Origin of the sequence: Leptolyngbya sp. O-77, from assembly GCF_001548395.1 — a bacterium.
Lineage (GTDB): Bacteria > Cyanobacteriota > Cyanobacteriia > Elainellales > Elainellaceae > Thermoleptolyngbya.
In genome coordinates this window covers 1,037,586-1,055,344 of the sequence record NZ_AP017367.1, presented here as the reverse complement: position 1 = coordinate 1,055,344, position 17,759 = coordinate 1,037,586, and the positions used below count along the sequence as shown (strand labels likewise).

At 56.3% G+C, this 17,759-nt stretch carries 20 protein-coding genes; 3 read left to right on the top strand and 17 right to left on the bottom strand.

Annotated features, from left to right (window positions below):
• Window positions 1-170 precede the first annotated feature (170 nt).
• The 3 genes from O77CONTIG1_RS04515 to O77CONTIG1_RS04505 all read right to left on the bottom strand — a co-directional run bounded on the left by O77CONTIG1_RS04515 (window position 171) and on the right by O77CONTIG1_RS04505 (window position 3,223).
• Window positions 171-623, bottom strand: coding sequence for a DMT family transporter (locus tag O77CONTIG1_RS04515; RefSeq protein WP_084782184.1), 453 nt, complete (start codon window positions 621-623; stop codon window positions 171-173).
• A 54-nt stretch (window positions 624-677) separates the two neighbouring features.
• Window positions 678-1,652, bottom strand: a complete 975-nt coding sequence (locus O77CONTIG1_RS04510) for an XdhC family protein (protein ID WP_286132540.1) — start codon at window positions 1,650-1,652, stop codon at window positions 678-680.
• Between the two features lie 137 nt (window positions 1,653-1,789).
• Window positions 1,790-3,223: an NCS2 family permease gene (locus O77CONTIG1_RS04505; RefSeq protein WP_068508426.1), complete on the bottom strand. Its 1,434-nt coding sequence runs from the start codon at window positions 3,221-3,223 to the stop codon at window positions 1,790-1,792.
• Between the two features lie 739 nt (window positions 3,224-3,962).
• Here O77CONTIG1_RS04505 and ebsA point away from each other — a divergent pair.
• The 3 genes from ebsA to msrB all read left to right on the top strand — a co-directional run bounded on the left by ebsA (window position 3,963) and on the right by msrB (window position 6,043).
• A complete protein-coding gene (ebsA, locus tag O77CONTIG1_RS04500) occupies window positions 3,963-4,337 on the top strand; it encodes a type IV pilus biogenesis protein EbsA (protein ID WP_068508424.1) in 375 nt (124 codons plus the stop codon).
• 120 nt (window positions 4,338-4,457) lie between these two features.
• Window positions 4,458-5,546 carry a phosphotransacetylase family protein gene (locus O77CONTIG1_RS04495; RefSeq protein ID WP_068508422.1) on the top strand — a complete coding sequence of 363 codons (1,089 nt, stop codon included), beginning with the start codon at window positions 4,458-4,460 and terminating at the stop codon, window positions 5,544-5,546.
• A gap of 95 nt (window positions 5,547-5,641) precedes the next feature.
• Window positions 5,642-6,043, top strand: a complete 402-nt coding sequence (msrB, locus tag O77CONTIG1_RS04490; RefSeq protein ID WP_068508420.1) for a peptide-methionine (R)-S-oxide reductase MsrB — start codon at window positions 5,642-5,644, stop codon at window positions 6,041-6,043.
• Window positions 6,044-6,089: 46 nt separating this feature from the next.
• Here msrB and O77CONTIG1_RS27760 read toward each other — a convergent pair whose 3' ends face one another.
• From O77CONTIG1_RS27760 to O77CONTIG1_RS04435, 14 genes are all read right to left on the bottom strand, one after another.
• Window positions 6,090-6,590, bottom strand: a complete 501-nt coding sequence (locus O77CONTIG1_RS27760) for an alpha-hydroxy-acid oxidizing protein (protein WP_286132538.1) — start codon at window positions 6,588-6,590, stop codon at window positions 6,090-6,092.
• Window positions 6,511-6,750 (bottom strand): hypothetical protein, encoded by a 240-nt coding sequence (locus O77CONTIG1_RS27755; protein ID WP_286132537.1) that lies wholly within the window; start codon window positions 6,748-6,750, stop codon window positions 6,511-6,513. The genes O77CONTIG1_RS27760 and O77CONTIG1_RS27755 overlap by 80 nt, the downstream gene beginning before the upstream one ends.
• Window positions 6,741-7,196, bottom strand: coding sequence for a hypothetical protein (locus O77CONTIG1_RS27750; RefSeq protein ID WP_286132536.1), 456 nt, complete (start codon window positions 7,194-7,196; stop codon window positions 6,741-6,743). Before O77CONTIG1_RS27750 ends, O77CONTIG1_RS27755 begins: the two co-directional genes overlap by 10 nt.
• Window positions 7,197-7,306: 110 nt before the next feature.
• Complete coding sequence (locus O77CONTIG1_RS04480) at window positions 7,307-7,993, bottom strand: YggS family pyridoxal phosphate-dependent enzyme (RefSeq protein WP_068508418.1); 687 nt, start codon at window positions 7,991-7,993, stop codon at window positions 7,307-7,309.
• 80 nt (window positions 7,994-8,073) lie between these two features.
• On the bottom strand, window positions 8,074-8,343 hold the full coding sequence (gene pipX, locus O77CONTIG1_RS04475) for a transcriptional coactivator PipX (protein ID WP_068508416.1): 270 nt from the start codon (window positions 8,341-8,343) through the stop codon (window positions 8,074-8,076).
• A 377-nt stretch (window positions 8,344-8,720) separates the two neighbouring features.
• Complete coding sequence (gene acpS / locus O77CONTIG1_RS04470; RefSeq protein WP_068508414.1) at window positions 8,721-9,140, bottom strand: holo-ACP synthase; 420 nt, start codon at window positions 9,138-9,140, stop codon at window positions 8,721-8,723.
• A 160-nt stretch (window positions 9,141-9,300) separates the two neighbouring features.
• Window positions 9,301-10,236: an energy-coupling factor transporter transmembrane component T family protein gene (locus tag O77CONTIG1_RS04465; RefSeq protein ID WP_068508412.1), complete on the bottom strand. Its 936-nt coding sequence runs from the start codon at window positions 10,234-10,236 to the stop codon at window positions 9,301-9,303.
• Between the two features lie 11 nt (window positions 10,237-10,247).
• On the bottom strand, window positions 10,248-11,528 hold the full coding sequence (gene der / locus O77CONTIG1_RS04460; protein WP_197673322.1) for a ribosome biogenesis GTPase Der: 1,281 nt from the start codon (window positions 11,526-11,528) through the stop codon (window positions 10,248-10,250).
• On the bottom strand, window positions 11,498-11,611 hold the full coding sequence (locus tag O77CONTIG1_RS27745; RefSeq protein WP_197673321.1) for a GTPase: 114 nt from the start codon (window positions 11,609-11,611) through the stop codon (window positions 11,498-11,500). Before O77CONTIG1_RS27745 ends, der begins: the two co-directional genes overlap by 31 nt.
• A 180-nt stretch (window positions 11,612-11,791) precedes the next feature.
• Window positions 11,792-12,517, bottom strand: a complete 726-nt coding sequence (locus tag O77CONTIG1_RS04455; RefSeq protein ID WP_068508410.1) for a DnaJ domain-containing protein — start codon at window positions 12,515-12,517, stop codon at window positions 11,792-11,794.
• Window positions 12,518-12,559: 42 nt separating this feature from the next.
• Entirely contained in the window at window positions 12,560-13,525 is a 966-nt protein-coding gene (gene cysK / locus O77CONTIG1_RS04450) for a cysteine synthase A (protein ID WP_068508408.1), read from the bottom strand.
• A 29-nt stretch (window positions 13,526-13,554) separates the two neighbouring features.
• Window positions 13,555-13,992: an RrF2 family transcriptional regulator gene (locus tag O77CONTIG1_RS04445; protein ID WP_068516006.1), complete on the bottom strand. Its 438-nt coding sequence runs from the start codon at window positions 13,990-13,992 to the stop codon at window positions 13,555-13,557.
• Window positions 13,993-14,159: 167 nt separating this feature from the next.
• Window positions 14,160-15,764, bottom strand: coding sequence for an iron uptake porin (locus O77CONTIG1_RS04440; protein ID WP_197673320.1), 1,605 nt, complete (start codon window positions 15,762-15,764; stop codon window positions 14,160-14,162).
• Window positions 15,765-16,045: 281 nt separating this feature from the next.
• On the bottom strand, window positions 16,046-17,671 hold the full coding sequence (locus O77CONTIG1_RS04435; protein ID WP_068508404.1) for an iron uptake porin: 1,626 nt from the start codon (window positions 17,669-17,671) through the stop codon (window positions 16,046-16,048).
• Window positions 17,672-17,759: the final 88 nt, after the last annotated feature.

Sequence of the window (17,759 nt, the reverse complement as noted above, 5' to 3'; positions counted from 1 at the left end):
TATCGCAAGGGAGACGGTTTCAGGAAGTTGCGTTCAGGAAGCCATAGCAAGGCATCGCCTCCCCTATTTAAGCCTGTCTAAAGTTAAGACCGGGTAAAGCGACACAAAACGATCGCTCTTTGGGCATAAGCATCCATCCATTCGTCAGAACAACGAAGCAAAATCACGAATCACGCTGCTTCTGGCAAACCGCACAGCGCTACGCCCAGCACCCCAATCGCCAGCCCAATCCAGCCCCAAAGCCCAATCACATCGTTCAGAATGAACCGCGACAACACTGCCACAATCATCGGCTGCGCGTCGATTAGCACGGCTCCCAGCCCCGCACCTGTATGCACCAGTCCTTCGCTCAGAAAGCCCTGGAACAGTGCGCCATCGACCAGACCAAATAGCGCGATCCAACTCCACGCTTTCCAGCCCTGAGGTTGCGGCAGTTTGGCGATCGCCCCCACCAGCAGCACCAGCAGCCCCGCAGGCAGGAGCCGAAATCCTGCCAGAAACAGCGGCGTGGTATGCGGCAGAACAAATTTCATCACCACCATCGCCGTCCCCAAAAAGAAGAAGGGTGCAACCAGGACAATGGGCGATTTGGCGAGGGCGGGCGTAGAGGGGTTGAAAGACATTAGGACACGAGGGGGTGACAGGGTGGCAGAGGGATGGAATCGTAAACGCGAACGCTAAAGAGGGGTGGCGGACTGGCGGAGGGATGCGGAGAGCGATCGCCCTGTGCCGCCGCGCCGAACCAGGATTAGCTCGGCAGCGATGCTGACGGCAATTTCTTCTGGAGTGAGGGCACCGATGTCTAACCCGATGGGGGCGTAGAGGGTTTGCAACCTGCTGGGATCAATGCCGCGCTGGGCGATCGCCTGATAGACCTGGCGCACGCGCTTTTCGCTGCCAATCATACCCAGGTAGCAACAAGGCAAATTGCGGCTTAGCAAACAGTCCAGCGCCTCTAGGTCATATTGGTAGCCGCGAGTCACCAGGGCGACATAAAGCTGGGGATGAGGCGCTAGCTGGCGCAGAGCGCTAGCAATCGGCTCGGCAAAGATGCGCGTCGCCTGGGGATAGCGGTCGGCGTTGGCCCACTCTGGACGATCGTCCTGCACCATCACCTGAAAGCCAATGAGAGCTGCGACTTTGGCCAACTGTTCGCCAACGTGACCCGCGCCGACGATCAGCAAAGCAGGCGGCGGCTGTAGCGTTTCGACAAAGGCAGATTCGCTGAGGGCGATCGCCCGTCCATTCCCCAACTCATCGGCCAGGTAAGGCGACTGATCAGGAGCAAGGTCAATAGCAAGGGGCGTAACTAGCGTGGCGGGCTGTCCCGACTGGAGGCGATCGCAGATAGACCGGGCCAGGGCGATCGCCCCTTCCCCCTGCCAGCGCTCTACCCACACCTGCATCCAGCCGCCGCACACGCCCTGAATCTCGCGGTTTGGCGCACCCGACAGGTCAATTTGCACCTGCTGCTTTTCGCCCGATGCCAGTACCGCCTGCGCGGCGCGAATGACCTTGGCCTCACCCGCCCCGCCGCCAATCGTCCCCCAGATCTGGCCATCGTTCCAAACCAGCATCCGCGCCCCCACCTCACGCGGCACCGATCCCCTCACCTGGATGACCGTCGCCAGGACAACTGGATGATATTGCAAAAGGATTGCGAGTTGAGAGAAGCATTGGATAGACATCGGAACAGTACCAGCAGGGGTGGAGTCATGGAGTCACGGGGTTAGGGAGTGCTAGAAAGCCACCGTCCCACTCCCCATTCGCCCGTGCCTCCATCACCCGATTACTCCGCTGAGCCAAAGCGCAGCGTCATAAAGATAAACCGTGCTACGAAAATCGCTGCCAAAATCCAGGTGGCCAGGCTCACTTCATGGGCTTTGCCCTGGAAGGTCTTGGCCAGGGGATAGGCAATGAAGCCCAGGGAAAGGCCCGTCGCAATGGAGAAGGACAGCGGGATGAAGAAGATGGTGAGGAAGGCGGGAACCGCTTCGGCAGGGTCGGCCCAGCGAATGTCTGCTGCGCCTGCCATCATTAGCACACCCGTAATCACCAGGGCTGGAGTCGTGGCGTAGGCAGGAATCGCCTCAAACAACGGCACCAGGAAAATCGCCAGGGCAAACAGGATGCCTGTCACCAGGGCCGTAAAGCCCGTGCGGCCGCCTTCGGCTACGCCCGCTGCCGATTCTACATAGGTAGTGACGGTCGAAGTGCCGACAATCGCCCCGGCTGTTGTGCCCACCGCATCAGCCAATAGCGCCTGATTGGTGCGGGGCAGTTCGCCCGTTTCTGTCAAAAAGCCGGCCCGCTTGCCTACGCCCGACAGCGTGCCTACGGTATCAAACATATCCACAAATAGAAACACCAGCAGCACCGCCAGGAAATCGATCCAGTTGCTGCCCGTGACCATGCCCAGTCCGCTAAACGCCTGGCCGAACAGATCGACCGGAAACTGGGGTGCGCCAACAATGCCCCTAGGCCAGGGCGACACGCCCAAAATCCAGCCCAGCACCGCCGTTGCCAAAATTCCCCAGAGCAATGCTCCGCGCACTCGCCGCACCAAGAAGGCCGTCGTTAGGGCAATGCCAAACAGGGCCAGCAGCGCATTGGGATTGCCCAAGCTGCCCAGCGTGGTCTTGGTGACTGGGCTGGCAGCAATCAGCCCAGCACCGCCGGTGGCCGGGTCGCCCGCCAGCCCAATGTAGGCGATGAAAAAGCCGATGCCCACAGAGGTCGCCGTTTTCAGCGTCATCGGGATGGCATCGACAATCTGCTTACGGACATTGGTAAAGGTGAGAAGGATAAAGATGATGCCTTCCACTAGCACTGCCGCCAGAGCGAGCCGCCAGTCAAAGCCCAGCGTCAACACGACGGAGTAGGCAAAGAAGGCATTTAGCCCCATGCCAGGAGCCAGGGCGAAGGGATAGTTGGCGATCAGGGCCATGACTAGGGTGGCGATCGCCGCTGAGATTGCCGTCGCAAACACCTGTTCACCGAACAGATCTCGCGGTTCTTGCAGGAAAATTGCATCCGACAGAATCAGCGGGTTGACGACCAGGATGTAGGCCATGGTCATGAAAATGGTGAACCCCGCCAGCGTCTCAGTCCGAAAGTTTGTACCGTGTTGGTCGAACCGAAAAAAGTTTGCCAGCTTAGCCCAAATGCCGCTGTATTGCGGCGTAGGCGATCCGGGTTCCGACTGGAGAACCTCAGGCTCCATAGTTGATCCTCCCTATCGCTTTAACGATGTGATAGTTGGTTGCAATTTCCCTGGTTTAGATAGCGCAAGGGTGAAGGAGAGACTCAGAGGCGATCGCCTCGTAGAACCGCCTCATAGAACCCCATAGAAAAGTGAAGGAGTCGAGAGAGAAAGCGCCCACCCTCAGCCCATTCAATTCACCCGTTCATTCAGCCCATCTTCAGCCCAGAACCAAGCTCAGACAGAACGCGCCCTATGCTACAAACAGGGACGCTTCAAAATCAGTAATGCTGGCACAAAAGGCATCGTCCTAAACCAAGTCATAAAGCCCTCATGCTAAAGTTGTCGCCCAGAGTTCATTGTGATTTCTGATACATTTTTACTTTCTTTTAGTCTGCCAAAAGTTTGTTCCGCCTTGTAAGTCGTCGATCGCCGTCTAAATTAACGTCTCGAGAGCGATCCCGTCTTGAAACCGTTGAAAAGGTTGCAACTGGGGAAGCACTGATTCAGGTCATGACGTGGTCTCTCTGCGATTTTTCTCGCAGGCGGTGCTATCAAACCGGGGGAACAGGGCATACTGAATCAGTAGTGAATCATTAGTCGTGATCCACTACCCGTTGTCCATCTTTGTCCATCTATAGCTGCTGGGGAGGGTGCAAATCTTGGCTAGATCCTGGCGATCGCCCAGCCTGCTATCCCCACGCTGCTGGTTTGCAACTCTTCACCTGCTAACTATTGAGACTCCAAGGACGATTTGAGCATGTCCATCGAGACCCTTCAACCTGCAAATCCTCGCGACGTGAACGTGTACGCACCCTACTATCAGGGCCGCAAGCGCAACGCCCTGCCCCTCGCCATCAGCCTTTATCAAAAGGGCAGCCTGGAGGGGTCTCGCAAGATCGAGGGGGGAGAGAGCATTCCGTTCGTGGCAAGCTGGAGCGTGTCGTCGCTGCCTGCTGACCTAACGCGCTGCCGGATGCAGTTTGATGGCAACGCCGAGCTGAGCTATGAAGTCACGCTGGCAAATTTTGAGTTTGTCGATTTTTTAATCGACGTGATTTTTTACTTCAAATCCAACCGCATAGCAGACTTTTCGCAGGGTTTCTATCGCAAGCTGCTGCGTTTGGATGAATAAGCGGGGTTTCTGAACTCGCCCGCCCCCCCCTTGTGAAAGCAAAGACCTCTTCTACAATGGGGAGAAGTCCGCAGCGTCGGACGTGTCTTGCAGCAAAAGCGTGTCTTTCAGAAAAGGTGGGTGGGTGAGTCTGTGCAGTATTTACTCGTTGGGTCTCCCGAAGCGTATAGTGGCAAGTCTGCAATTATTCTGGGGTTGGCGCACCTGTTTCAAGAGAGAGGGGTGGATATTGCCTACGGCAAACCGATGGGGACTTGCCTGAGCGAGTCGGAAGCAGACACGCTAGATGAAGACGTGCGGTTCATCGCGGCCACCCTGAACCTGCCAGAAAGTCGGTTGCGTCCCACGCTGCTCTCGCTCGACCCGAACACGATCGCCCGCCGCATCAGGGGCGAAGACTCTACCCACTATCAGCAGGCGCTGTCTGCCTATGAGCGGATGCAGGGCGGCAGTTTGGTGCTGTTGGAGGGGCCAGGAACCCTGGACGAAGGCTCTTTGTTTGACCTGACGCTGCCGCAGATGGCGGAGGTGCTGGATGCGCCTGTGCTGCTGGTATCTCGCTATCACTCAGAATTGGTGGTGGATTCGCTGCTGGCCTCGAAGCGGGTGCTGGGCGATCGCCTCCAGGGGGTGCTGCTGAACGATGTGCCGCTGGATCAGGTAGACGCGGTGGATGCCAACGTCCGCTCATTTCTGGAAAGCAAGGGGATTCCAGTGCTGGCGGTGTTGCCCCGGAGCGACTTGCTGCGGAGCGTCAGCGTAGCGGAACTGGTGCATCAGCTGAATGCAGAGGTGCTGTGTCGCCCGGATCGGCTGGACTTAATGGTGGAAAGCCTGAAAATTGGCGCGATGAATGTGAACTCGGCGCTCAAGTATTTTCGCAAATCGCGCAACATGGCGGTGGTGACGGGGGGCGATCGCCCCGATATTCAGCTTGCAGCGCTGGAAACCTCGACGCACTGCCTGATTCTGACCGGGCAAATTCCGCCAACACCCGCCGTCCTCAGCCGTGCCGAAGACCTGGAAGTGCCCATTCTCTCTGTTGATCTAGACACGCTGACCACGGTGGAAATTATCGATCGCACCTTTGGTCAGGTGCGCCTGCATGAATCGATCAAAGTGCAGCACATCCGCCAGTTGATGCAGAGCCATTTTGACCTGGAGCGGCTGATGAGTGCGCTGGCGCTAGAACCCGTGGCGACTGCCTGAGGCGTTGCTGCACCCCTCGACCCAGACTTGCAAACCAGTCCTGCCTCGAAAGCTTTACACAGCTTTACAATAGAAGCAGGATTGAAGGAATCATCATGGCAGAAAAAATTGTGAAGTCTGACGCTGAGTGGAAAGCGCAGTTGACACCAGAGCAGTACAACGTCACCCGCAAAAAGGGCACCGAACGCGCCTTTACCGGGGCCTATCACAACCACAAGGCTCCTGGTATTTACAAGTGCGTCTGCTGCGGCACGCCGCTGTTTAGCTCCGAAACCAAGTTTGACTCTGGCACGGGCTGGCCGAGCTATTGGGCCCCGCTGGCGGCCGAAAACGTGGGCTACGAGGAAGACAACAGTTTCTTTATGCGCCGGGTCGAAGTCCACTGCGAAACCTGTGGCGCTCACTTGGGCCATGTGTTCAACGACGGCCCCGCACCCACGGGAATGCGCTATTGCATCAACTCCGCTTCGCTGACCTTTGAAGAAAAGCCGGAGTAGGTTCGCAGCGCGAGAATGGAGAACCGTGGAATCGAGGGGGATTGCATCACTCCATTCTCGCCCCCGCTTTGACCAAGATCCCCGGCTCCCGCAAATCCCGCAATGCAGCGCTGCCCGTACAAAGCAGGACGGTGTTAAGTTCTGCGATCAGGGCTTTGATCAGCTCATCTAGGGCGGCATCGGAGTCGGCAGCGGCTTGCAAGAAGGGGAGGGCGAGTCCACCCAGGTCTGCACCCAGGGCGATCGCCTTGGCCACATCCAGCCCATTTCGCAGACCGCCAGAGGCAATTAGGGGAATCTGGGGGGCGATCGCTCGGATCGAGGTGATGCATTCCGCCGTGGGAATGCCCCAGTCAGCAAAGGTATTGCCCAGGCGGCGCTGGAGCGGATCTTGGGCGCGTTCGCTTTCTACTCGGGCCCAGGACGTGCCGCCAGCACCCGCCACGTCGATTGCCCCCACCCCACAATCAATCAGCCGCTGCGCCATTCGCGCAGAAATGCCGTTGCCGACTTCTTTGGCAATCACGGGCACGGGCAGGGCGTGCACAGCGCCGCGATTTTTGTCGAACAGGCCGCGAAAGTTGCGATCGCCCCCGCGTTTGCACACACTCTTGCAGCGGGTTCAGGTGCAACACCAGCGCGTCCGCCTGGAGCCAGTCCACCACCCGCAGACACTCCTCCACGCCGTAGGTATAGTTCAACTGCACCGCGCCCAGGTTGGCAAAGAGCAGAATATCTGGCGCAGCGGAGCGCACGGCAAAGGTAGACACCACCTCTGGATTTTCGATGGCGACGCGCTGCGACCCCACGCCCCATCGCCAGCCCGTGTCGCTGCGCCGCCCGCCGCCAGCCGTAGGTTGATCACTCGCGCCAAATCTGTGCCGCCTGTCATAGAAGAAATCAGCAGCGGAGCCGTCAGCGCCTTGCCCAAAAAGGTTGTATGCAAGTTCAAATCAGCTGGAGCCAGTTCCGGCAAACAGCAGTGGGTAAACCGATAGCGCTCTAGACCCGTGGTGAGGTGCGACTGGACGTTTTCTTCCAGGCAGACGCGGATGTGTTCGGCTTTGCGGGCTTGGGTGGCGATCGCCTGCTCGGAAGGGGCACTAAGGGCTTGGGCAGTGGCAGGAGAAAGGGAATCAATCGGTCGCGTCATGCTGAATGGAATGCGGCTTTTGCATTAGCTAGTGTGCCATGCGATCGCCCTTCCACTGGCATCTTCATGAAAAACGAAATATGATCGCTGGTCGGTTACCTGACCGATAATCAGGTTGCGGTTCGTTCGCCAAACAAGACCCGACCTAGCCGGACGATGGTCGCTCCGGCTTCGATGGCCAGGGGATAATCTTCTGACATTCCCATCGACAGTTCTTCCATTCGGATCGTTTTGAGGGTTTGATGACGAATTTTTTCAGCCAGTTCGCGAGTTTGCACAAAGACTGATTTCGTTACAGCTGGCTCTAGTCCATAGGGCGGAATCGTCATCAGCCCAACGATATTCAAGTGCTGACACTCGTCGAGCAGGGGCAGGTCAGCTAGCAACGCTGGCACCGTCCAGCCAAATTTATTGGGGTCAGGAAGAATTTTAACCTGGAGGCAGACGCGTGGGCGGGTGGGGCGATCGCCCGCTAGCTGATTGAGGCGCTGGGCCAGCTTGAGGCTGTCTACGGAGTGAATCCAGTGGAAATGGTCGAGGACTTTGGCGGCCTTGTTGCTTTGCAAATGCCCGATCAGGTGCCAGGTCACATCGCTCAGGTCGCGCAGTTCGGCTTGTTTGGCGATCGCCTCTTGCAGCCGACTTTCACCAAAGTCGCGGATGCCTGCGGCATAGGCGGCCCGCATTGCGGCGGGAGACACTTGCTTGGTGACTGCCATCAGCCGCACCGTATCGGGCAGCGTTTGACGAATTTGATGAATCGTTTGGGCGATCGCCTCAGGCGCAGCAGCACTCATGCCGATCCCTTCTGACGTGGACTTCTGGAATGATGGTTCTGCGACCTTTCAGATATTCCGCGCAGTGTTCATTTAGCAGACTACTGAAAGGTCTGTTTATAGACCAGTTGCAACGCGGCATACTCCGCTTCGCTGCCGCTGCGACGCAGACCCCGCAAACGATTCTCCAGCAAAATGCGGGCATCTGAGCGACCGATCGGCTCAAACTGCAAGCCTTCTGAGGAGGCCGTCACCAAAAAGAACAGCCGCTGCGCGTAGAGTGTCGCAAACAAATCTTGATTTGCGGTAACTTCGCAAACCTGATAGAGCAGCCCAAAGGTTGGGTGGTTCAGGTAGGATTCGCGACTCATTCGAGTTGCATTAGCTCCTGATGGTGGGGCAGATAGCGATTGAGCAAATTTCATAAAATTGTTAAATGATGACAGCAGATTAGCAGAGTGTGGAACGACAGAGAAGCGCAACGTTCAGGATGTTTTGGAGGCAGGCTAAGAGCTTTGGCTGAACCGTTTGGTCTAACAAGTTGTCTAAAGTGGTCTAACAAGTTCGGTAAAAACTTAACCAAAACGCAAAACGCTCACCCAAAGAGGTTTATTGAAAGAAGCTCCTCATCAAGCGTTTTGACTGAGCAGTTCATGCAGACAGCCCGACTGCATGTTGAAACGATAAGACCTTGACTCAGTGAACCTGCCCAGGTGATTTCGACCAGCTCACTTTGCCCAGGTGGATCTTATTCGGCTGCGAGGCCCAGAAACAGTGCCGTGGCGATCGCATACTCTCCGTCATGGCTGAGGCTGAGTCGCCAGTTTCCGCCACCCACTTGAGTTGCCCACTGGGCTGCTGTGCCGTGTAGACAAACCGTTGGCGCGCCGTTTCCCTGTCGCTGAATTTCGATATCGGTGTAGCGAATTCCTCGCCAGCCAGTGCCCATTGCTTTAACTACCGCCTCTTTTGCCGCCCATCGTCCTGCCAGTCTGGTAATGCCAACCTGATTTTCGATGGCCTGGGCGCAGGCTTGCCAATAGTCTTGCTGCTCGATAACAGTGTAGACCTTTTTCAAAAAGCGATCGCCAAAACGGTCAATCAACGCCCTGATTCGAGGAATATGGACGATATCCGTCCCTAGAGAGATGTTTAGAGAGCTGTTCAATCGTGCCTCAAAATGCGTTCACAGTAATACTGTATGCTAGTTTGTATAGTGGCGCTACAAAAACAAGTTTTCTTTAAGTTTTTATCGCTAGGTTAAGGAGTTCTGCACGAGTTTGCAACATTTCCTGCTGCTTGTCTGGGCTACGCTCTGGGCGTGCCTGCTAGCTGCCCCAGCGGATGCGGGCGAGGATGAATAGCATCAGAACGGCGATCGCTAGCCAATCGAGCCAAAACACGTGAAACTGATGCCACTTGACCTGATGGCGGTTGGGACTGGTGAAGCCTCGCACCTGCATGGCGCTGGCAATCTGGGTGGCGCGAACCAGCAGGTTATCGACTAGGCGTTCTGCGACGGTGAGGGCGACTTGGGAACTGCCTCGAAACCCCAGCTTTCGCCAGTTGATGGCGCGGGTTCGCACGGAGCGGATTAGGTTTTGAATCTCCTCTAGCACCAGCGGAATAAAGCGCAGCGAGAGCGTCAGCGTCAGCACGATTTCGGTAACAGGGATGCCAAACCGTCCTAGCGGTCTTAGCAAGCGCTCTAGCCCAGCGGTGATCTCCTCTGGCGCAGTGGTTAGCAAAAATAGGTTCGTGCTGACCAGCAGCGTGAAAACCAGCGTGCCGACTCGGATGCCCAGATTGAGCGATCGCCGCGTGACGCGCAGCGGCCCTGCCTGAAGCAGTACATACTGATAGCCATTGCCCAGGTTCAGCGTTATGGGCGCATCCTCCCCGACGGACGGAGTTGCAGATGAGGACGACGGAGGCACGGTGATGCTTAGCTCGTCCGCAGGGGTGCGCGGCTGATGAGTAACCGTCAACCCGTCAGGCACGACCAGCGTCACCAAAAACAGCAGCAGGCTAAATCCCGCCGCCAGCCCGACCTGCCGCTTCCAGACGCGCAGCGGCAGCAGCGTACTCACCATCAGCGCTAGCAGCCAGCCTACCAGCGACAGCCGCCAGTAGGGGGTTGCGGCGATCGGGGTTAGCACGAATGCCATCAGCCAGGCCGCTTTGACGCGGGGATCAAGCCGATGTAGCCAGGTAACGGGTTGCTCTAGATATAGCCCGATGGGGAGCGATCGCAGCAGATCCATAGCCGTTCCGCTTACACCTTCGTCGCTCGGTTTGCAGAGCCACGCTCCACTTCTCGCAGCTTTTTGCCTCGCCAAAAGAAGCGAACTGGCGTACCCACAAAGCCGAGCGACTGGCGAAACTGGCGCTCGATATAGCGACGATAGTTGTCGTTAAACAGGTTGGGATCGTTGACAAATAGGGCGATCGCCGGGGGTTGGGTGCTGACCTGTGTACCGTAATAAATCTTGCCCTGGCGACCCTGGCGCGTGGTCGGCGGCGAGTGCCAGTTGCCCGCCTCCTCCAGCACTTCGTTAATCACCGAGGTCGAAACGCGGCGGCGATGCTGCTCGGCAGCCCGGTTCACCAGTTCCAAAATCTTTTCCACCCGCTGCCCGGTCATCGCGCTGACAAAGATTGTCTCTGCCCAGTTGGTAAAGTGCAGTCGATCTTCCAGATGCCGCTCGTATTCATAAATCGTGTGGGAATCTTTTTCAATCGCGTCCCATTTGTTGATCACGACGACGCAAGCCCGCCCGTCATCGGCAATGCGCCCAGCCAGCTTCTGATCCTGTTCCGTCACGCCGTCGATTGCGTCGATCACCAGCAGCACCACATCCGCCCGCCGAATTGCCTTAAACGCTCGGTTGATCCCAAAGAATTCTGGGCCATATTCCACCTGCTTTTTCTTGCGGATGCCTGCGGTGTCGATCAGCCGATAGCGCTGGCCGTTGCGCTCGACCTGCATATCGATTGCGTCGCGGGTTGTGCCCGAAATAGGGCTGACGATCGCCCGCTTTTCTCCCACAAATGCATTTAGCAGGCTAGATTTACCTACGTTGGGGCGACCCACAATTGCAACCCGAATCTCCTCAGTTTCTTCCAGCTGATCGGTCGGCGGCAAGAAGGGAATCAGTTTGTCCAGCAGGTCGCCTGTGCCGCTGCCATGAATCGCCGACACAGGATAAGGTTCCCCCAGCCCTAGGCTCCAAAATTCCGCCGCCTGAATCAGCCCTTGCTCCACCGATTCGCATTTGTTGACCGCCAGCAGCACGGGGACAGACTGTTGCCGCAGCCAGGTGGCGATCGCCTCGTCGGCCGCCGTCACGCCTGCCTGTCCGTCTACCACCATCACCGCCACGCTCGCCTCCGCCAGCGCCGCCATTGCCTGCTCTCGAATCAGCGGCAAAAATTCGGTGTCGTCATCGAACACCAGCCCGCCGGTATCCACCACCAAAAAGTCGCGGTCATTCCAAAAGGCAGGCTTGTACGTGCGATCGCGCGTCACCCCCGGCTCATTATGCACAAATCGCATCCCGCACCCTCTGCCAGTCGGTTGACAAGGGTAGACTTACCTACGTTGGGGCGACCAATAACGGCAACAATCGGAAGGGACATGGGAGGACTGAGGGTTGGCAGTTAGGGACTGGTTCAGCCTTGATCCCGCAACCCAAATTGACACAGCTTTTCTATTGTGACGCACAACCCAGGGATCAGGGGTCAGGACTTATGAACTTGAAACCGATTGCCCCGACAACAGAATCAAAGGGGAATTCTAGGGGTTCCTGATTTTTGCTCTTACCCAATTCGCTTCACTGCTGCCTGCGCCTCCCGCTTCAGCCCTTTGGCAATCCGAAATAATTCCTTACCTGTGTGCAAGTACTGCTCGTTGTAGCTGGTGACAAATCGCTCTAGCTCATCGATGCCATCTCCCACTTGGCTCAGGCAATAGAACAAATCGGCAGCGGCCTTTGCCGTGCTGGGCGGGTTTGACATCGATTTAAACGTAGTCTGGGCCTTGTGCAGCAATTCGCGGGATTCGTCTAGATACGCCTGAAATGCCTCTAGCAATTCGTCATCAAATGGATCATAGGCAAGATCATCAAGCTGCTCTTTAAGCGGATTCAGAATTTTAGAAATCAGTCGGTTGACCGGCTGATAAACTCGCGTCAGCCATAGCTTGAGCTGCTGGTCGTCGTCTTGCCCGGTCTGGCGCTGCCGATAGCGACGCTGCGCTTCGGCCGTGCGCTGCTGGCGGCTGCTTGCAGACTCTTCATAAATGTCAAACCCTGCCGCTTTTAGCCGTTCTGCGTCGTGCAACTCCCGGTCATAGGTGCGGCGACGCTGGGGATCGCCCAGCACTTCGTAGGCAGCGTTAATGGTTGCAATCTGATCGTGCCCGTCTAGGTCGGGATTGTGATCGGGATGAAACTGCTTCACCAGGCGGCGATAGGACTGCTTGATCTCAGCCTGGGTCGCCGTCTGGTGAACGTCCAGAGTTTTATAGTGGTCTTGCTGCTGCATACGCCTATTGTAAGGCGTGTGTAAAGCGCGTCTTTCAAAGACTTAGGTACTCAGCGAACCAGACGCAACCAGTTCGGGATCTTGGAAGAGGGGAGTGCTGAGGTAGCGCTCACCAAAGCTGGGTTGAATCATGACAATCAGCTTGTTGGCGTTTTCGGGGCGCTGGCCCACTTTGATGGCGGCCGCCAATGCCGCGCCGCTGGAAATCCCAGAGAGCAACCCTTCTTCGCGGGCTAGCCGACGACCAAAGGCGATCGCCTCGTCATCGGTCACGGTCACCACTTCGTCGATGATTTCTGTGTTCAATACTTGGGGAATAAAGCCTGCGCCAATACCCTGGATTTTGTGCGGGCCGGGGCGGCCGCCAGAGATCACCGGGCTGTTGGCGGGTTCAACGGCGATCGCCCGAAATCCCGGCTTCTTCTCCTTCAGCACTTCAGCCACGCCCGTCAACGTACCACCCGTGCCCACGCCCGCAACCAAAATATCGACTCCGCCGTCGGTGTCTTGCCAGATTTCCAGCGCCGTTGTGTCTCGATGAATTTGAGGATTTGCCGGGTTGCTAAACTGTTGCAGCATGTAGGCATCCGGCAACAGGGCAACAATCTGCTGCGCCCGCTGAATGCAGCCGCTCATGCCCTCGATTCCAGGCGTTAGCTCCAACTCTGCCCCAAACGCCCGCAACATCGCTCGCCGCTCTGAACTCATCGTGTCTGGCATCGTCAGGATCAGCCGATAGCCCTTTGCCGCCGCCGCCATCGCCAGCGCAATGCCCGTATTCCCAGAGGTCGGCTCCACCAAAACGGTCTTGCCCGGCTCAATCTTGCCCGCCTGTTCCGCCGCCTCAATCATGCTAATCCCAATGCGGTCTTTAACTGAGGCAGAAGGATTCATGCCCTCCAGTTTCACCACAATCTGAGCGACACAGCCCTCCGCCTGGGGAATCCGGTTCAACTGCACAAGCGGCGTGCCGCCAATCAACTGAGTAATATTTTGAGCTATTCGCATGGTTAGATTCAGTCCAACTTTATGATGTATCAGATGTAATACATGATGTCTAAACGGCGGCGAGCTTCGCGCTTGTCAGACAGATCCTGCAAAGTCTGTTTTTGCAAAACCGCATCGGCTGCCTGCCCCGCCTCCTGCCACACCTCCCAAATCACCATTCCCTCAACGGTTTTGGTATCACGTCTCGTGTCGGTGGTCTGTGCGTCCTGTCCCTCAATACAGTTCACGACTTCCAGTAAGCTGATCTTCCAGGGTTCTCGTGCCAGTACATAACCGCCTTTCGCTCCCCGCTGGCTCCGCACCAGTCCCCCACGCCTCAGCGTGGCCAGCAGTTGCTCTAGATAGCGGTCTGGAATGTTCTGCTCCGCAGCGATTTGGCGAATTTGCAGCGGCTCTCCACTGCTGTAGTGATTCGTCAATTCTAGAAGTGCCAGCAGGGCATACTCAGTCTTACAGGAAAGTTCCACAAGCTCATCAAAAATCAGTAGCTTCCTCAGTATACCCCGGTTCTCCACCGGGGTTTTGGTTTTTCTTGGATTCAACTGCCCAAAATAAAAGACCCCGCCGAAGCAGGGTCTTTCTAGCATTCATCGAAACTGATCAGCAGGACATAAGCCCTGATGAAACCTGAACTCTAGAAGCGGAAGGAGGTACGGAGTACACCGATGAAGGCATCATCATTGGTGTCCCCAATGTTGCTCACGAAGATCACGCCAGGAGTCAGAGAGATGTTGTCAGACACCGGGAAGCGGTAGAACACTTCAGCATGGAAGGAACCACCCGTGTTGAAAGGAGCAACGTTGCCCAGGGTAGAGTTGCCGAAGGAACCTTGATAGGGAGGTACACCAGCAATGATGCCCAGCAAGCTGCCTTCAACACCCAAGTCACCAATACCCAGAGTCAGAGCATAGGACCAAGCTTCGCCGTCACCCCGGAATGCCAGAGGACCACCAAAGGTGCGGGTATCGACATACATACCCCAACCACCGATGGTGAAGGCATCCGACAGACCGAACTCAAAGCTAATACCGTAACCGTTGTAAACAGAAGGCGAGAAATCACCCAGGCTGTTCGGCTCAGAAATGTAGCTGTTGACGTAGGTCAGTGCCACCGTCAGATCGCCAGGAGAGAAGGTCAACTGACCAAAGGCAGTGTAGTCACCATTGAACAGACCTGCACCGTTGGAGGGATCGTTACCTTCGCCAGTCAGGTAGCCCAAACCAAGCTGGAATGCATCGCTCAGGTCAAAAGTCAGACCAAAGCCGATATCCTGAGCAGCGCCACCCAAGTCATAAATCGGGTTGTAGCCAAAGTAGGACAGCGAACCCTGCTCAGGGTCGTCGAGTGAGCTGACCGAAGTCACGATGTCGGAGATCCCTTGACCACGAGCGCCCAAGTAAACTGTGGCAGGGCCGAGAGGGAAGTAGTACTCCAGACGAGTAACAGTCACATTGAAGGCACCGCCGCTGTCGAAGGAGAAATCAGTGGGTTCCGTGTAATCCTGGCTGACGGGAGAGATTTGAGCACCCGGAACTGCGTTGAAATCGACGAAGTTGCCGGCTTGCAGACGAGTTCTCAAGCGGTCTTCACCTGTGAAGCTGGTGTCAAAGTTCAAACGAACGCGGCTTTGGAACACCGTGTTGTTTGCGTCTTCGATGCTGCTGCTACCGAAAATATCGGAAAAGGCGAAGATCGCGCGACCATTCAAGCGAGTGGTGGTTGAGAACTGGTTGGCTTCCAGTTCTTCCACTGCTGCTTCCAGCGCATCTACGCGACCGCGCAGCACAGCCAGCTCAGCAGCGAACTCGCGCTGGAGGGCTTCGATGCGGGCCAGTGCTTCCGGGTCGAGGCTTTCCAGACGACCCACCACTGCATCCAAGCAGGAAGCCAGACCAGCCGCAAACTCGAAGCGGGTCATTGCCCGACCCCCGCGATAGGTGCCGTCGGGATATCCTTCCAAGCAGTCTAGACCGCCTTGCGCTTCGGAGTTGGCCAGGTAGGCGAGCGCTTCGTAAGCCCAGTCTCCGGGGCTGACATCTGAAAACTCAGTGACCGAGGTCACCTGGGCCAGAGAGCCACTGTTGCGACCTTCGTTGCTGTACTGCATCACCTGATCGAGGGTTGCCACGGAAGGCTCAGACTGAACCTGAGCGCTGGCAGGGGCGATCGCAGTGACCAGGGCAGCGCCCAAAACTGCTGGAGTGACCAGCAAAGAGTTCCAAAGAACCTTTGACAGCATTGCTTGTGTCCTCACACCTAAAATAAAGAACTCGCAATCAATAATCGTTATAACATTGACTGCTCGAGACTTCTACCCAAGCAACACGGAGAAATCTGCGTGGCGGATGAGAAATCTTTTACAACAATGATTGCTAACTCTACAGACTGCGCTCACTCAAACACCCCTCAGTGTAGCAGGTTGCTCTCTATTTGGCGTGAGTAAATCGATTAAGGGAACATAAAACTCGGTGCCCTGTGGCCAATTCCGAGGGCTGAAAGTTGACCACAGGACATCGAACATTAGAATCGGAAAGAGGTGCGAAGCACAGGAATGAATAAATCGGTTCCAGAATCTGCAACATCCGTTACGAAAATGACTCCTGGAGTCAAAGAAATATTGTCAGACACTTGAAAGCGGTAAAACGCTTCTGCGTGAAATGCCCCTCCTGTGTTAAAGGGACTGGCGTTTCCTAGTGTGCTGTTGCCAAAAGAGCCTTGGTAGGGCGGCACGCCAGCAATAATCCCTAGCAGGCTACCTCGGCTACCGAGGTCACGAAAGCCGAGGGTCAGTGCATAGGACCAAGCTTCTCCATCCCCCCGAAAAGCCAGTGGCCCTCCGAAGGTGCGGGTGTCTGTATACATGCCCCAGCCGCCGATGAAGATGCTGTTACTGTCAGTCAGGCCTAGCTCAAAGCTGATGCCGTAGCTGTTATAGACCGACGGGGCAAAGATACCGCTTGCGACCTGATGAGAACTGTAGACATTCGTGTAGGTTAAACCAAGCTTCAGGTTGCCCGGAGTAAAGGTTAACTGGCCAAAGGCCGTGTAGCCGCCATCAAATAACCCTGCACGATCATTCGGCTCATTGCCTCTGCCCGTGAGATAGCCCAACCCAAGCTGGAGATCATCGGATAGGTCAAGGGTGACTCCAAAGCCGACCCGTTGCTCGTTTTTTCCCACGTCGTAGATGGGATTGCGATTGAAGGAGGATAACGCTCCTTGCTCGCCACTGTCGAAGGAGCTAATCGTAGACACCATATCTGAGATGCGCTGCCCTTGTGCGCCGAGGTAAACACGACCTAGCCCAAAGGGAAAGTAGTATTCTAGGCGGTCTACTGCCACGGCAAAGTCGCCGCCGCTATCAAAGGAGAAATCGCCGTACTCGTCAAAGAAGCGAGTGCTGGATGCCTCGGTTGCTGGGGTGATAAAGATACTCGGAACATTCACAAAGTCCTTGAAGTTGCCCCCTTGCAACCGAGTTAGAAGTCGATCTCGACCTGTGAAGCTGGTATTGAAGCCCAGGCGAACTCGGCTTTGGAACACGGTGTTGTTTGCATCTTCATAGACATCACTTCCAAAGGCATCAGAGAAGGCAAAGATAGCAGTGCCGCTCAAACGGGTGGTGGTTGAGAACTGGTTGGCTTCCAGTTCTTCCACTGCTGCTTCCAGGGCATCCACGCGACCGCGCAGCACAGCCAGCTCAGCAGCGAACTCGCGCTGGAGGGCTTCGATGCGGGCCAGTGCTTCCGGGTCGAGGCTTTCCAGACGACCCACCACTGCATCCAAGCAGGAAGCCAGACCAGCCGCAAACTCGAAGCGGGTCATTGCCCGACCCCCGCGATAGGTGCCGTCGGGATATCCTTCCAAGCAGTCTAGACCGCCTTGCGCTTCGGAGTTGGCCAGGTAGGCGAGCGCTTCGTAAGCCCAGTCTCCGGGGCTGACATCTGAAAACTCAGTGACCGAGGTCACCTGGGCCAGAGAGCCACTGTTGCGACCTTCGTTGCTGTACTGCATCACCTGATCGAGGGTTGCCACGGAAGGCTCAGACTGAACCTGAGCGCTGGCAGGGGCAATCGCAGTGACCAGGGCAGCGCCCAAAACTGCTGGAGTGACCAGCAAAGAGTTCCAAAGAACCTTTGACAGCATTGCTTGTGTCCTCACACCTGAATTTAATTTGCAACTAAACCTGTTTACAACCGAAGATTGTCTTACTGCAAAAGTTGCAATAGTAGAC